The organism is Glycomyces xiaoerkulensis (assembly GCF_002798405.1).
Classification (GTDB): Bacteria; Actinomycetota; Actinomycetes; order Mycobacteriales; family Micromonosporaceae; genus Glycomyces; species Glycomyces xiaoerkulensis.
In genome coordinates this window covers 281,598-297,043 of sequence record NZ_PGGV01000029.1, presented here as the reverse complement: position 1 = coordinate 297,043, position 15,446 = coordinate 281,598, and the positions used below count along the sequence as shown (strand labels likewise).

At 71.0% G+C, this 15,446-nt stretch carries 10 protein-coding genes; 6 read left to right on the top strand and 4 right to left on the bottom strand.

Features of this window, described 5'->3' with window-relative positions; translation table 11 throughout:
• The first annotated feature begins 14 nt into the window (after positions 1-14).
• Genes CUT39_RS11970 through CUT39_RS21490 form a run of 5 tightly spaced genes read left to right on the top strand, consistent with a single transcriptional unit; the run spans position 15 to position 6,895 of the window.
• Entirely contained in the window at positions 15-1,370 is a 1,356-nt protein-coding gene (locus CUT39_RS11970) for an MCP four helix bundle domain-containing protein (RefSeq protein ID WP_100446816.1), read from the top strand.
• Positions 1,367-2,326, top strand: coding sequence for a glutamate ABC transporter substrate-binding protein (locus CUT39_RS11965; protein ID WP_100446814.1), 960 nt, complete (start codon positions 1,367-1,369; stop codon positions 2,324-2,326). Before CUT39_RS11970 ends, CUT39_RS11965 begins: the two co-directional genes overlap by 4 nt.
• A gap of 5 nt (positions 2,327-2,331) precedes the next feature.
• The gene (locus tag CUT39_RS11960; RefSeq protein ID WP_100446812.1) at positions 2,332-4,674 is read left to right on the top strand and encodes a serine/threonine-protein kinase; all 2,343 of its coding nucleotides are present in this window, start codon (positions 2,332-2,334) and stop codon (positions 4,672-4,674) included.
• Positions 4,675-4,688: 14 nt separating this feature from the next.
• Positions 4,689-5,759, top strand: coding sequence for a PP2C family protein-serine/threonine phosphatase (locus tag CUT39_RS11955; protein WP_100446810.1), 1,071 nt, complete (start codon positions 4,689-4,691; stop codon positions 5,757-5,759).
• Complete coding sequence (locus CUT39_RS21490) at positions 5,756-6,895, top strand: FHA domain-containing protein (RefSeq protein WP_100446808.1); 1,140 nt, start codon at positions 5,756-5,758, stop codon at positions 6,893-6,895. The genes CUT39_RS11955 and CUT39_RS21490 overlap by 4 nt, the downstream gene beginning before the upstream one ends.
• A gap of 44 nt (positions 6,896-6,939) precedes the next feature.
• On the opposite strand, the gene CUT39_RS20320 is transcribed toward CUT39_RS21490, so the two are convergent.
• The 3 genes from CUT39_RS20320 to CUT39_RS11935 form a co-directional block, all read right to left on the bottom strand.
• Positions 6,940-8,466: an alpha/beta fold hydrolase gene (locus tag CUT39_RS20320; protein ID WP_100446806.1), complete on the bottom strand. Its 1,527-nt coding sequence runs from the start codon at positions 8,464-8,466 to the stop codon at positions 6,940-6,942.
• 54 nt (positions 8,467-8,520) lie between these two features.
• Positions 8,521-9,762 (bottom strand): Hsp70 family protein, encoded by a 1,242-nt coding sequence (locus CUT39_RS11940; RefSeq protein WP_100446804.1) that lies wholly within the window; start codon positions 9,760-9,762, stop codon positions 8,521-8,523.
• Between the two features lie 140 nt (positions 9,763-9,902).
• The gene (locus CUT39_RS11935; RefSeq protein WP_157930635.1) at positions 9,903-10,571 is read right to left on the bottom strand and encodes a phosphotransferase; all 669 of its coding nucleotides are present in this window, start codon (positions 10,569-10,571) and stop codon (positions 9,903-9,905) included.
• Between the two features lie 100 nt (positions 10,572-10,671).
• Between CUT39_RS11935 and CUT39_RS11930 the strand changes: the two genes are divergently transcribed.
• Positions 10,672-11,337, top strand: a complete 666-nt coding sequence (locus CUT39_RS11930) for a VOC family protein (protein WP_100446800.1) — start codon at positions 10,672-10,674, stop codon at positions 11,335-11,337.
• 44 nt (positions 11,338-11,381) lie between these two features.
• Here CUT39_RS11930 and CUT39_RS11925 read toward each other — a convergent pair whose 3' ends face one another.
• Positions 11,382-15,425, bottom strand: a complete 4,044-nt coding sequence (locus tag CUT39_RS11925) for a vitamin B12-dependent ribonucleotide reductase (protein ID WP_100446798.1) — start codon at positions 15,423-15,425, stop codon at positions 11,382-11,384.
• Positions 15,426-15,446 lie beyond the last annotated feature (21 nt).

Sequence of the window (15,446 nt, the reverse complement as noted above, 5' to 3'; positions counted from 1 at the left end):
CCCGAAACTGTGAGGTGAAGTTGACTGTCCAGTCCCCTCCCGCCCCGCCGCAGGCGCCGACCGCGCCCGCCGCCGACCCGGGCGGGCGGCGCTTCTCGCGCGCGCTGGCGGCCCTGCGGTACACGCCCGGGCGGCTCCGGGGCCTGCTGGCGGTCCTGGTCGTCCTGATCCTGGGCGCCGGCGTCACCGGCATGACCGCGATCCTCGGCAAGTCGGCCGTGATCGAGGAGACCACCACCCAGTCGGGTCGCCTGTCGGTGGCGGCCCTCGAGCTGTACCAGGCGCTGTCGCAGGCCGACTCGACGGCGGCCAGTTCGTATCTGACCGCCGGGACGGCCTCCGAGGAGGCCCGCGCGGCCCACCAGGAGGCGCTGCGGGACGCCACCGTGGCGCTCACCACCGCCGCCGGCGAGGTCGAGACCGCCGAGGACGCGCAACTGATCGCCGAGCTCAACGCCCGGTTGCCGGTCTACACCGGACTGGTCGAGTCCGCGCGCACGTTCAACCGGCTCGGCGAGCCGGTCGGCGCCACCTATCAGCGGCAGGCCTCCACGGTGATGCGGAGCGAGATGCTGCCGGCCGCGAACACGCTGCAGCACAACGCGATCAACCAGTTGAGCGAGGCCCGCAGCGCCGCGGCGGCGTTCCCGTGGCCCGCCGTGGTGCTCACCGCCCTGGCCCTGGGCGTGCTGATCTGGGCGCAGCTCTGGCTGACCGGCAGGACCAACCGCGTGTTCAACCTCGGACTGCTGGGTGCGACGGTGGCGCTCATCGGCTTCGCCGGGTGGCTGACGCTGGTGGCGCTGGCCTCGGCGAGCCACACCGATCGGTCCCATGAGGACGGCGCGGAGCCGCTCGAGCTGCTGGCCGAGGCCCACATCACCGCCCAGCAGGCGCGCGCCGAGGAGTCGCTGCTGCTCATCGCCCGCGGCGAGGACGCCGCCGCCGCCGAACGCTACGCCGAGCAGACGGCCCTGCTCATCGACGACGGCGGCCTGCTCGACCGACTCGGCGAGGCCTACGGCGACGACCCGGCGCTGTCGGAACCGCTGGCCGAGGCCCGGGAATCGGCGGCCACCTGGAGCCAGGGCCACGACGAGGTCATCAAGCTCGCCAAGGACGGCTCCTACACCGAGGCGGTCGACCTGGCCGTCGGCGACGACGACCAGAGCCTGGCCGCCTCCTTCGACATGCTCGACCGGAAGCTCACCGAGGCGACCCGGATCAGCGCCGACCGGTTCGTCAGCGCCACCGGCGACGCGCAGCGGTCCCTGTCGGGAGCCGCGGTCGGGCTCTCGGCCCTGTGCCTGCTGGCGCTGGTGAGTTCCGCGATCGGCATCCAGATGCGAGTGGCGGAGTACCACGCATGATCCGATTCAGAACCCTGTGGGCCGCCGCGCTGACCGGCTGCCTGGCCCTGACCGCCTGCGCCAACCCCGAGCCGCCCCCGTCGCCGGAGGTCGAGGTGCCGGTGCCCCTGCCCGACGGGATCGACTTCGATCCGGACATCGGCTCCGACCCGGCCGACACCGGCTGCGACCCGCTGGCGTCGTACGAGCCCGATTCGATCGGCGCCGCGGAGGCCCGCGAGCAGCTCGACGACCCCGACCGCGTGGTCGTGGGCATCAGCCAGTCGACCAACCTCATGGGCTACCGCGACCCGGTCTCGGGCGACCTCTCCGGCTTCGACGTCGACATCGCCAAGGAGCTGGTCGAGCGGCTCGTCGGCAGCGCCGACGACGTCCAGTGGGTGCCGATGACCTCCGGCGAGCGGGAGGAGGCGGTCAACTCCGGCCGGGTCGACATGGTGGTGCGCACCATGACGATGAACTGCAGCCGCTGGGAGGAGGTGGAGTTCTCCACCGAGTACTACCACGCCGGCCAGCGCCTGCTGGTCGCCTCGGACTCCGGCATCGAGGGCCTGCAGGACCTGACCGGCGACCACCTGGTGTGCACCGGGGCGGGCTCGACCTCCCCGCGCAACATCGCCGACGACTCCGAGGCCCAGCCGGTGACCGTGCCCGACTTCAACGACTGCCTGGTGCTGCTCCAGCAGGGAGTGGTCGACGCGATCACCACCGACGACACCATCCTGGCGGGGATGGCGATCCAGGACCCGACGCTCGAGGTCGTCGGCGAGGCGTTCTCCGAGGAGCCCTACGGGGTGGCCTTCGCCAAGGGCGACACCGACCTGGCCCGGTTCGTCAACGGCGCGCTCGAGGACATGATCGACGACGGCACCTGGCAGGAGATCTACGACCGCTGGCTCGCCCCCCACCTCGGTGCGGAGCCCCCGGACCTGCAGACCAAGTACCAGGATGAGTGAGCGCGATGAGCGATCAGCAGCCCGACCACACCCTGCGGTACGACCCGAGCGCCCACCGGGACCGGCCGCCGCCCGATGAGGACGGTTCGGACACGCTCCGGGTGCGCAAGAAGCTCTCGTCGCCGCCATCGCCCCCACCGGGGTTCGCTCCGGAGCGTCAGGACGGCACCATGGCCCTCCCGGCCACGGCGTCCCCGCAGGCGGCCTCCCTCCCCCAGGTGGCCTCGCCGCCGCCGGCCCCGCACCGAGCGCCGGCCGCGCCGCAGCCGCAGCCGATCACCGGCCCGGTGACCCGGTCGGCGACCTCCAGCGCCCGCCGGCGCGGCGGCCTGTCGGACATGCCGCCGGTGCCGCCGCGCGACCCGGCCGGGGCGATCATGGAGCACCCGCAGGTGCCCGAGCACAAGCGGTTCTGCGGCTCCTGCGGCAAGCCGGTCGGGCGCCCGCAGGCCGGGCGCGCCGGACGCGTCGACGGGTACTGCCCCTACTGCCGGAGCCGCTACTGGTTCACCCCTTCGCTGCAGCCGGGCGACATGCTCTCCGAGCGCTACGAGATCCTCGGCGCGATCGCGCACGGCGGCCTGGGCTGGATCTACCTGGCCAACGACAAGAACTTCGCCGACGACCTGACCCAGCGGTGGGTGGTCATCAAGGGGCTCATCAACACCACCGACGAGGACGCGATCGAGGCGGCGATCAACGAGCGGCGCTTCCTGGTGGGCATCGACCACCCGAACGTGGTCAACATCCACGACTTCATCACCGCCGCCGACCCGCGCTCGGGCCGCCTCCAGTCCTACATCGTCATGGAGTACATCGCCGGGAAGTCGCTGCGCGACATCCGCGACGCCGCCGGCGAAGACGGCGAACGCCGGCCGCTGCCGCTCGACCAGGTGCTGACCTACACCGCCGAGCTGCTGCCGGCGTTCTCCTACCTGCACGACCGGGGCCTGCTGTTCTGCGACTTCAAGCCCGACAACGTCATCCACGTGGAGACCTGGCTCAAGCTCATCGACCTGGGGGCGGTGCGCCGCCTCGACGACGAGGAATCGGCGATCTACGGCACCCCCGGCTTCTCGGTGCCCAACGACGAGCTCCTGTCGGTCGGCCCGTCGGTCACCTCGGACCTGTACACCATCGGCCGGTCGATGGCCGTGCTGGCGCTGGACTTCAAGGGCTTCACCGGCGAGTTCAAGGACTCCTTCCCGCCGGCGGACGAGACGCCGCTGTTCGCCGAGTTCGGCTCGTTCCACCGGCTCCTGCTGCGCTCGTGCCACCCCGATCCGCGCTCGCGGTTCCAGGACGCCGACGAGATGCGCAACCAGGTGCACGGCGTCCTCCACGAGGTGCAGTCGATCCGGCAGGGCGAGCCGCGGTTCGAGCCCTCGACCCTGTTCTCCGGCGAACAGGCCGTGTTCGGCGAGCCGGACGTGGAGTACGACCGCTCCTGGATCGGCGGCCACTTCGACGTCGCCCACGCCCTGCCGATGCCGATGGTGGACGTCGCCGACCCGTCCGCGGCGTTCCTGGCCACGCTCCAGGCGACCGACGCGGTCGGCATCCTCACCGAGCTGGCCGCCGCGCCGGTCCAGAGCCCGGAGGTTCAGATGCGGCGCGTGCGCACCCTCGTCAGCGCCGGCGACCTGCACCAGGCGCACGCGACGCTCGAGGCGTTCGCCGCCCAGGAGGGCAACACCTGGCAGGTGACGTGGCTGCGCGGCATCATCTCGCTCCTGGCGGCGGACTTCCCCACCGCCGCGGCGCACTTCGACGCGGTCTACTCGCACCTGCCCGGCGAGCTCGCCCCGCGGCTGGCGCTGGCCGCGTGCGCCGAGCTGGCCGACCGCCGGGACCTGGCGCTGCCGCACTACACCCGCATCTGGGCGTGCGACCGCCGGTTCGTCTCGGCCGCGTACGGCCGGGCCCGGCTGCTCGACCTCCAAGGGCACTCGACCGAGGCGATCACCACCCTGCACCAGGTGCCGAAGACCGCCGCGCAGTACGGCACCGCGCAGACCGCGGCCATCCAGACCTCGCTGCACAGCCGCACCGCCCCGCCGACGCTGATGGACCTGCACCACATGGCCGACCGCCTGGACGAACTCAAGCTGGAGCCGCGGCGCCGCCACCTGGTGTCGACCCGGATCCTGCACGCCGCGCTCGACCTGGTCGAGCGGGGCGGACCGGTACCCGAGCCGCGCGTGTTCGGGTCCGCGCCCGAGGAGCGGGAGCTTCGTCTCGCGCTCGAGGCCGCCTACCGTAGGCTCGCCCACACCTGCACCCGGCGCGAGGATCAGGTCTACTACTTCGACCAGGCCAACCGGCACCGCCCCCGCACGATGCTGTAGCGAAGGAGCCACGAATGCCGCCTTCACCGACCGCCATGCAAGGCCCCGCCAAGCACTGCACCGCCTGCGGGCTCCCGGCCGACGTCGGGCGCTACTGCGAGGCCTGCGGGGGCGAACTCGAGGAGGACCGGCGCCGGCCCGAGACGCCCGCCTGGCAGTCCTCGGCCGCGACCGAGGACAACCCCAGCCACCCGGGCGGCTCGGACGACCACGCCGCGTTCGCGCTGCCGGGGATCGGCGCCGCCACCGACGTCGGCAGGCGCCACCACTACAACCAGGACTCGCTGGCGATCGGTCTGGCCGAAGACGGCCGCAGGATCGCCGTGGTCTGCGACGGCGTCTCCGGCGCCAGCGACTCGGAGCGGGCGTCGCTGGCGGGGGTCGAGGCCGCCGTGACCGAAATCCGACAAGCGCTCGGCGAGGGCGTTTCGGCCGAGGAGGCCGCCCGGCGGGGCGTGGGGGCCGCGCACCAGGCCGTGGCCGCGGTCGGCAAGCGGTACCCGCAGTCGCCGCCGTCGTCCACCTACGTCTCGGTGATCGCCGAGGGCGACGAGGCCGTCCTGTGCTGGGTGGGCGACTCGCGGGTGTACTGGGCCGGTGACCAGGAGGCGAAGTGCCTCACAGTCGACGACACGATCCTGGCCCGCCTGGAGTACCAGGGGGTCGATCCGTCCGACGACCGCTACAGGAATCCGTATGCGAAAGCGCTGCTCGCGTGGCTGGGGGCCGACGCGCCGACGCTGAATCCGAACCTGCTCCGGGTGCGTCCGGGCGGCGGCCATGTCGTAGTGTGCAGTGACGGACTGTCACGCTACTTTGAGAACGACTCGGACTTGCTGCCGTTGCCGGACGGTACCGTTGGCGACAAGGCTGTAGCGTTGACACGACAAGCGCTCGCGCACGGCGGGCACGACAACATCAGTGTCGCGGTGCTGGAGCTCGAATCCCCCGGTTCGGACCAGGTCGAAAAGCCCGAGCAGGCGCAAGCCGACCCGGATTCCCGGCAGGAGGACGACTCCAGTTCGCTGCTCGGTGTCGCCAGAGAGGCCGAGTACACGGAACTGCTTGGAGGGGGAAGACCTTGACCTACCAGCCAGCCTATCCCGGCGGCGGGGCCCCACAGCCGGGCGGCTACCAGTGTGCCTGCGGGGCGTTCCCCCAGGGACAGGTCTGCGAGCAGTGCGGGACGCCGAATCCGGCCTGGCAGCAGCAGGGACAGCCGCCGCAGTCTCCGGCCGCCTTCGGCCAGGGCTACGCGCCGAACGACCCGTACGGGCAGCAGCCGCAGCAGGACCCGTACGCCCAGCAGCAGCCCGGATACGGCCAGGACCCGTACGCCCAGCAACCCGGCTACGGACAAGACCCCTACGGCCAACCGCCGCAACAGGACCCGTACGCGCAACAGCAACCGGGCTACGGGCAGGACCCCTACGGCCAACCGCCGCAGCAGGACCCGTACGCCCAGCAGCAGCCCGGATACGGCCAGGACCCGTACGCCCAGCAACCCGGCTACGGACAAGACCCCTACGGCCAACCGCCACAGCAGGACCCGTACGCGCAACAGCAGCCCGGATACGGGCAGGACCCCTACGGGCAACCCCAGCCACAGGACCCGTACGCGCAACAGTACGGCGCGCCCGCCTCGGCGCCGCCGGCGCCGACTTCCGGGGGACCGCCCCCGGGGGTGCCGTCCGCGCCGTTCGGCGCCCCGACCTCCGCGCCGCCCGCGACGCCCCAGACCGGCGGGTTCAGCATGCCGGACGCGCAGCCGAGCGACCTGGCCTCGAACTACGCCCCGCCCGGGCAGCCGGCGACGACCTCGCGCTGGGTGGTGGCGGTAACGGCCGACCAGGGCTATTTCAACAAGGTGGCCGCCTCCGACGGGGCCTCGCAGCTCCAGTTCCCTTCGTTCGCCAAGCCGCGCCGCATCCCGCTCGACCGGGGCGAGCTGACGATCGGCCGCTACAGCTCCAAGCGCGGCGTCAGTCCCGACATCGACCTGTCCGGCGACGTGGCCGACCCGGGCGTGAGCGCGCAGCACGCGAAGCTGTTCGCCAAGCCCGACGGCTCCTGGACGATCATGGACGTCGGCTCCTCGAACGGGACGTTCCTCAACGGATCCGACGAGCCGCTGGCGCCGAACGTGGAGATCCAGATCGGCGACGGCCTCTACCTCAACATCGGGGCCTGGACGCGGTTGACCATCCACTTCGAAGGCTGAACCGCGAGACGGAGAAGGCCCGGGCTCGGCCCGGGCCTTTTCGCTCAATCCCCCATGGCGAAGCCGGTCACCCGCCGGTGGACCTCGGGCCCGACCAGGACCTTGCGGTGCCCCAGGCCCTCGGTGGCCATCAGCCGGGCGTTCGGCCACGCCTCGGACAGGGCCTTGCCGTGCCGGAAGGGATTGGGCCGGTCCCAGGTGTCGTGGACGATCAGCGTGGGCGCCTCGACCACCGGGTCCATGAGCGTGACGTCGCCCAGGGCCACTCCGGCGCGCGCCTCGACCAGCGGGACGAACCGCCCGAGTATGCGAGGGCCGACCGGGACGATCGAGCCGAGCGTGTCGGCGAAGCCGGTGACGCCGCCGATGAACGGGGCGATGAGCGCCAGGCGCGGCGCGGACAGGTCGATGCCGGCCTCGCGCATGCCGAGCACGGCCGTCAGGCAGCCCAGCGAGTGCGCGACGACCGCCTCGGGCGGGCCGAACTTGTCGATCACGACCCGCATGGCCTCGGCCATGTGCAAGGCGTCGGTGTGGCGCTCGCCGTACGGGCTCGGCCCGGAGTTGCCGTGGCTGGGCGAGTCGAAGGCGACCACCCTCATGCCCGCGGCCGCCAGGGAGGCGGCGAGGTACCGGAAGTCGCCGGTGGAACCGCCCCAGCCGTGGACGAGATAGACCAGGGGGCCCTCGCCCCAGTCGTATCCCCAGATCTCCTCGCCGAGGCAGTCGACGCCGAAGACCTCGGCGCCGGCGGGGGCCTGCCCGCGCAGTCGGCGCTGCGGGCCGCCGGGCACCTTGAACCACATGCGGCTGAGGATCTTGGCCGCGGGTGCGGGTGCGAAGCGCTCGGCGGCGGTGAACGCGGCCCGCAGGTGCCAAGGGGCGCGAACGGTCGTGCTTTTTTGTTTGGAGCCGTTGCCCGGTGCGGTTTGCGCCATGGGTGCGCCTTTCTGGTTCAGTAGCGGGTCGCGCGGCCGGCCGCGGAGACGTAATTCCGCACGACTCTCGACCACGCGGTTGAACGCCCGCCAGGCTCGATCGGCGGCGTCGGGTTCGTCCAGGATGCGGTGCATCCAGCTATAGGACAACAGGGTGCCGAAGACCTCCTGCGCCATCTGGGCGACGTCGGTGGTCTCGGGCAGCTCGCCTTCGGCGACGGCGGTGTCGGCGATGCGGGCGAGGGCGTCGATGAGGTCGCGCTGGTCGGCGACCATCTTGTCGTGCAAGGGACCCGCCAGGTCGTCGAATTCGGCGGCGGCGGCCATGTAGAGGCAGCCGCCGGGCCGCGAGTACCAGTACATCCAGTTCTCCACCAGGGCCCGGAGCCGGGAGAGCCCCCGCGGCTTGGCGAGCGCGGGGCGGACGACCTCGTCGGAGAACTGCTCGGCGTTGCGGTCCATGCAGGCCATTTGCAGGGCCTCTTTGGACTTGAAGTGGGCGTAGACGCCCGACTTCGACATGTCACAGGCGGCGGCCAGCGACCCGATCGTCAGCCCGGACAGCCCGTTGTAGCGGGCCATGCGGACGGCGACGTCGAGGATCGCCTGCCTGGTGAGTTCGCCCTTGCGCACCCCGTAAAAATAGCACGACCGTGCTGCACTCTCAATCCCAGTGCCGCGGACGACTCAATCGAAGCAGTCGGAGGAATCGCTCCCGTGGTAGGCGAAGGTGACCGTGACCCGGTCCGAGAACCCGTGCTCGGCGCCGGCGGCGGGGTCCTGCTCGATGACCTCGCAGTCCGCGCGGGAGAAATCGAAGATCGAGCTCCACCGCCCCTCGAACTCCACCTCGGTGAATCCGGCCTCGTCCAGGTCGTCGCGGGCCTGTCCGGCCGACCCGCCCACCACGTCGGGGACCGGCGCGGCCGTGGCCGCCTCGGTGGTCGGCTCCTCACCGGCGTCGGCATCGGGCGAAGCGGGCGGGTCGGCCGGCTCACCGGCACCGGAACCCGGCGATTCGGACTCCTCACCGCCCTGGCCGGCCTCGCCGGCGCCGGGCGAGGCCGAGGGCGTACCGCTCGGATCCCGGCCCTCCGGCGCCCCATCGCTCACGTCGGCGGCCCCCGGCGGCGGGTGGTCGCCCAGCTTGGTGCCGAACGCCGCCCCGGCCACGAGGAGCATCAGCAGCACCGAGGCGAACACGCCCACGCGCAGCGGCGTCCGCCGCCGCGGCGGGCCGTCCGGAACCCCGCCCTCGGAACCATCGGGCTCGGCCGACGGCGAGGCGGTCTCGCCGACGGCACCGACCGTCCCCGCGGTGAACACCGGCTCGAGGTCGAGCCGCCGATGCAGCTCGGCGCGCACCAGCGGCGTCCGGGCGGCGCCCCCGGCCAGCAGCAGCCCGGACAGCTCGCTCGCCGCCAGACCGGTGTCGCCCAGAACCGCCTCCACCAGGTCGACGGTCTGCCCGACCAGATCGCGCAGCCGAGTCTCGAGCTCGACCCGGCCCAGCCCCAGCTCGAGGTCGACCCGGGGGACCGACACGATCGCCTCCTCGGCCTCCGACAGACGCTCGCGGGCCCGCCTGATCTCGCCCAGCAGCATCGCCCGCAGATCGTCGTCGGCGGCGCCGGACGGACCGCCGAGGCGGTCCCAGAACCTCGGCGAGGCGTCGTGGTGGCGACCGGAGAGGTAGGCGAGCAGGAGCTCGTCGAAATCCCGGCCCCCGATCGGCGCCGACCGCCCGGCGGCCACCAGGTGCCGGTCCCCGGCCTCGCGGACCACCGCGACCTCGCACCAACCCTCGCCGAGCCGGTAGACCACGAGCGCCGCTCCCGGATCCAGCGGGCGCCCGCCGACCTCGGCGAACCGGGCCGCGGCGGCTTCGGGGTCGATTCCGGCGCCGGGGGATGGCGAGACGGATTGCATGAAGAGAGTCTATGACCTCGTATCGGGCCGCTTCGATCCCTATTGCGGTTTTGCGCCGCTCGGGCGGAAAGGACCCCGATTCACCACGGAATGTGAACACCCGGATCCATTGAGCTCGCTCAAGGCTCCCATCCGGACCGTCACCCCCGGCCGAGCTCGCCCCGGATCCGCTCGATCTCGGCCTCCTCCAGCGCGGCATCGGCCGCCCGGTACTCGACCGCGACCGCCCTGGCGGCCGCCGGCGCCGCCTGGCGGAACCGCTCCACCAGCCCCGTCCGGACCGCCTCGACCAGTTCCGGCCCCAAACCGAAACCGGCGAAGTCCGCCCCGGCGAGAATCGCCCACGTGACGGCGAAATCGAACGCCGGAGCCCCGGCGGCGGCATTGGTCCAGTCGATCAGATACGGGCCCCGATCGGTGAGGACGACGTTCTCCGGATGCAGGTCCAGATGCAGCATCCGGGCCCCCGCCGCCCCGCCGCCCATATCGATCCCCCGCGTCGAACGCGGCACCCATGCGGGCGCCTCGACACCGTGCAGCCGCTCATGCAGCCCCAGCAGCATCTCCGCGGCCGCCTCCACCCGGACGGCGCCGGCCAGCAGCTCGGCCGCGAGCGTGGGCCCGCGCAGCCGCTCCAGCACCAGGTCGCCGCCGGACGCCTCCAGGACCTCCGGCACCGGACAGCCCGCCTCGCGCACCAGGCGCATCACCCGCGCCTCCGCGCCCACATCGAACGCACAGCGCCGCAGCACCCTGCGCTCATCCAGGGCGAACACCCGCGAGGCGCGGCCGACACCGATCAATTCCACACCGGAACCCTAACGCGGCGGGCCGACCCCCGCGGACGACGAACACCGGCGCAGGAGGAAACCGAGCCCCAACGTCGGAGGCGGCCGATAGCCTCGCGGCATGGGAGTAGAGAACACCATCACAGCGTTCCTCGAGGCCGACGGCCTCCAAGACTGGCGACTGGTCGGCGAAGGCGCCTGCGCCCACTACCGCACCGGTTCCCTCGCGGCCGGAATACGGTTCGCCGAGGCGGTCGCCCGACTCGACGGCGCCGACCGGCACCCGCCGGCCATCGACCTCCGCGCCGACGGCGCCACCGTCCGCCTGGTCACCATCACCGAGGACCACTACGGCCCCGGCGAGACCGACCTCGCGCTGGCCGAGGCGATCTCGGCGGTGGCCCGGGATCAGGGGCTGGAGGCCGAACCGGAGGGCATCCAGACGATCCAGGTCAGCATCGACGCCCTGGACCGAGCCGAGGTGATGCCGTTCTGGCGCGCGGTGCTCGGATACGAGCCCAGAGCCGACAGCCCCGACGAGGACCTCATCGATCCCCGGGGCCGGGGCGCCTTCTTCTGGTTCCAGCAGATGGACCGGCCGCGCCCGCAGCGCAACCGGATCCACGTCGACGTGTGGGTGCCTCACGACCGGGCCGAGGCGCGCATCGAGGCGGCGCTGGCCGCCGGCGGCCGCATGCTCTCGCGCGAATTCGCGCCCTCCTGGTGGGTCCTGGCCGACCCCGAGGGGAACGAGGCATGCGTCTGCACCGCGCTCGGGCGAGGCTGAGAGGCGAGCGGGGGCCGGGCGGCGCCCGGCCCCCGCCGTCGGTCTTAGCTGCAGCCGCTGGTGGCGCCGCAGCCCTCGCAGGTGTAGCACGATCCGGCCGGGCGCATCTTCGTGCCGCAGTTGACGCACAGCGGCGCGTCGGCGCTCCGGGTCTGCGCCGAGTGCAGGACGTCGGCCCGCGAGCGCTTGGGCTCGAGCTTCAGCTCCTCCTTGACGGCCTCCGCGACCGGGGCGGAGGACCGGAGCTCGTCGAGGTCCACCTGGGACTCCGACGCCACCTTGGACGGGTCCTCGCCGTTGATCTCGGCGGTGCGCTCGGCCGTGGTCAGGATGCCCAGTGCGGCCCGGTCCTCGTACGGCAGGTGGTCGAGCGCCAGGCGGCGGAAGATGTAGTCGACCACCGAGGACGCCATCCGGATGTCCGGGTCGTCGGTCATCCCCGCCGGCTCGAACCGCATGTTGGTGAACTTCTCGACGTACTTCTCGAGCGGCACGCCGTACTGCATCGCGATCGAGATCGCCACCGACAGCGCGTCCATGACCCCCGCGAGGGTCGAGCCCTGCTTCGACATCTTCAGGAAGACCTCGCCGGGCCCGTTGTCCGGATAGGTCGAGACGGTCATGTAGCCTTCGGCGCCGCCGACGCTGAAGGAGGTCGTGTGCGACGGGCGGCGCTTCGGCAGCTTGCGCCGCACCGGCGAGTGCACCGACATCTCCTCGACGACTTTCTCCACGACCTCTTCGACCTCGGTGTCGATCTCCTTCTTCTTGGCCGACAGCGGCTGGCCGACCTTGCAGTTGTCGCGGTAGACCGCCAGGGCCTTCAGGCCGAGCTTCCAGCTCTCGAAGTAGACCTGCTCGATGTCCTCGACGGTGGCCGACTCCGGCAGGTTGACGGTCTTGCTCACGGATCCGCTTAGGAATGGCTGCACCGCGGCCATCATGTTGACGTGCCCCATCGGCGAGATGGCGCGTTCGCCCATGGCGCAGTCGAACACGGAGTAGTGCTCCTCGGCCAGGGCCGGGGCGTCGATCACGTGGCCGTGCTCGGCGATGTGGTCGACGATCGCCTTGACGTCCTCCTCGTCGTAGCCGAGCCGGGACAGGGCGCCGGGCACCGACTGGTTGACGATCTCCATCGACCCGCCGCCGACCAGCTTCTTGTGCTTGACCAACGCGAGATCGGGCTCGATTCCCGTGGTGTCGCAGTCGAGCATGAAGGAGATAGTGCCCGTGGGAGCGATCACACTCGCCTGGGCGTTGCGCCAGCCGTTGGTCCGGCCGATCTCGTTGCCGCGGGCCCACTCGTCCTTGGCCGCCTGGAGGATCGTGGCGTCCACGTCCCCGAAGGTGCGGACCTCCTCGCAGGCCTCGGCGTGCTTCCGCATGACCCGCCGGTGCGGTTCGGCGTTGACCTCGTAGCCGGCGTACGGCCCGACCGCTCCGGCGATCTCGGCCGAGCGGCGGTAGGAGGCGCCGGTCATGAGCGCGGTGATCGCCGCGGCCGTGGCGCGGCCCTCCTCGGAGTCGTAGGCCTGGCCGGAGTTCATCAGCAGCGCACCGAGATTGGAGTACCCGATGCCCAATTGCCGGTAATCGCGGGTGGTCCGGCCGATCTTCTCGGTCGGGAAGTCGGCGAAGGAGATCGAGATCTCCATGGCGGTGATGACGAACTCGACCGCCTTCACGAACCGCTCGACGTCGAACGAGCCGTCCTCGCCCAGGAACTTCATCAGATTCAGGCTGGCGAGGTTGCACGAGGAGTTGTCGAGCGACATGTACTCGCTGCAGTTCGCGACGACGACACCGCCGACGATGTAGGAGTGGTTGCGCGGCTCTGTCAGGTTGTAAGTCGTCTCGAAGCCGACGTTCTCGCGGCTGACCAGGCGCACGGTCCGATCGGTGTTGTACCGGACCTTGTAATCGAGCACCGAGGCGAGCCTGTCCGTCTTGCTCTGGATTCCGAAGCCGATCAACGAGGCGAACTCGACCATCGAGGGCCCGCTGATCCGCAGATCGAAGAAGGGGCCCTCGGGGGCGTACTCGACCTCAGAGCCGTCCTTCCTCGTGTACTTGAACGTTGCCTTCTTCTCGTCGGTGCGGTGAATGCGGGCACTGACGCCCAGCGACGCCAGCGTCTCCTGCACGCCGAGGAGCAGCTCTTCGGACTTGCTGCTGAGGCCGATGTAGCGGGTTCCGTTGTTCTGCTCGACCACACAGCCGTCGGCGTCGAACAGGCCCTGGAGGAAGTCGACGAGGGTGTCCTCGTCCGCTTCGAAGAGCGCTTCGGGCAACGTCTTCTCACCGGCCCGACCGGTTGAGAATCCGAGCTCGCCGAAGAAGGCCGCGAGACTCGAACGCATCGAGCGAAGCTGAACGGTGCCGTTGGACTGCAGGCTCGGCTTGCTGAGCCGGCCGGTGATCCGCTGGAGGAGTCGCTGGTGACGCGGCAGGACCTCTTGCTGCTCCTCTTCGGTGCCGTAGACGGTGACGACTCCGTCCCGCTTCACGCAACCGTCACCGATGACCCAGCCCAGGAAGTGCGCGAGATCGGGATCCTCATCCCACTTCTCAGGCAGGAGAACCGCGGAGTTGCCGGCTTCCGCCACCCGATGCGCGGCCTCGATCGCCCCCCGCGGGACCGCGGTGCTCGCCGAGGAGCGCGGTGCGTACTGGTTCGACCGCACGACCCGGTCCTCGGGCTCGAGCCGGTCGGCGTGGACCCAGCCGCGGTTCTTCGTCCAGACCCGGTGATTCGGTGTGCAGCGGAGGCGCGAGCCGTCGGAGAACCGCAGTTCGATGATCTCGTTGGTGCCGGTGACCATGTATCGCACCGGGTTCGTCGCCACGACCCGGTCGGCGGCGTCGTTCTCGGCGGTGACGTCGTTGGTGAACACCGCGAAGGTCTCGCCTTCGGCGGAGCGCCGCACCAGGTCCCCGATCTTGATCAGGCCCTTGTCGGTCGCGACACGCTGGTCGCCCGGGAAGCACGGGTTGGACGCGTAGATGCGGTCGGTGTTCGGGTTGGTGTGCCAGTCGTTGATGGTGTCGTCGTACTGGATGCCGGGGTCGGCGCACTCCCAGGCGGCCTCGGCCATCTTGCGGAAGACCTCGCGGGCGTCGCGGCGGGAGATCTCCTTGCCGTCCAGACGTCCGGTCAGGGCGTAGTCGCCGCCGGCCTCCACCGCGCGCATGAACTCGTCGGAGACGCGCACGGAGTTGTTGGCGTTCTGGTACTGGACGCTGAACATGTCGGCGCCGCCGAGGTCGACGTCGAAGCCGGCGTCGCGCAGGGCACGGATCTTCTCCTCTTCCCGGGCCTTGGTGTCGATGAACTCCTCGATGTCGGGGTGTTCGACGTCGAGCACGACCATCTTGGCGGCCCGGCGGGTGGCCCCACCTGATTTGATGGTGCCGGCCGAGGCGTCGGCCCCGCGCATGAAGCTGATCGGGCCGGAGGCGTTGCCGCCGCTGGAGAGCAGTTCGGCCGAGGCGCGGATCTTCGAGAGGTTGACCCCGGCCCCGGAGCCGCCCTTGAAGATCATCCCCTCTTCCTTATACCAGTCCAGAATGGATTCCATTGTGTCGTCTACACTTAGGATAAAGCATGCCGACACCTGCTCTGCCGCTTCGGTTCCGACGTTGAACCAGACCGGCGAGTTGAAGCTGAAGTACTGGTGGAGCAGGAGCCAGGTGAGTTCGTCGGCGAAGATCCCGGCGTCCTGGCCGGATGCGAAGTAGCCGTGCTCCTCCCCCGCCTTCCGGTAGGTGTGGACGACCCGGTCGATGAGCTGCTTGAGGCTCGATTCGCGCTGGTCGGTGCCCACGGCGCCGCGGAAGTACTTCGAGGTCACGATCTGGGTGGCGTTCTGGCTCCAGAACTCGGGGAACTCCACGCCCCGCTGTTCGAAGTTGACCGAGCCGTCGCGCCAGTTGGTCATGACCACGTCGCGGCGGTCCCATTTCACCTCGTCGTACGGATGCACACCCTCCGTCGTGAACACCCGTTCGATACGCAGTTTGTCGCCGGTCGGCCCCGCGGCCGCCCGCTTCGCCGTGCCGCCGGCTTTGGTGCTGGTCTTCGGCATGTCTCCTCGCCCTTGTCTGCT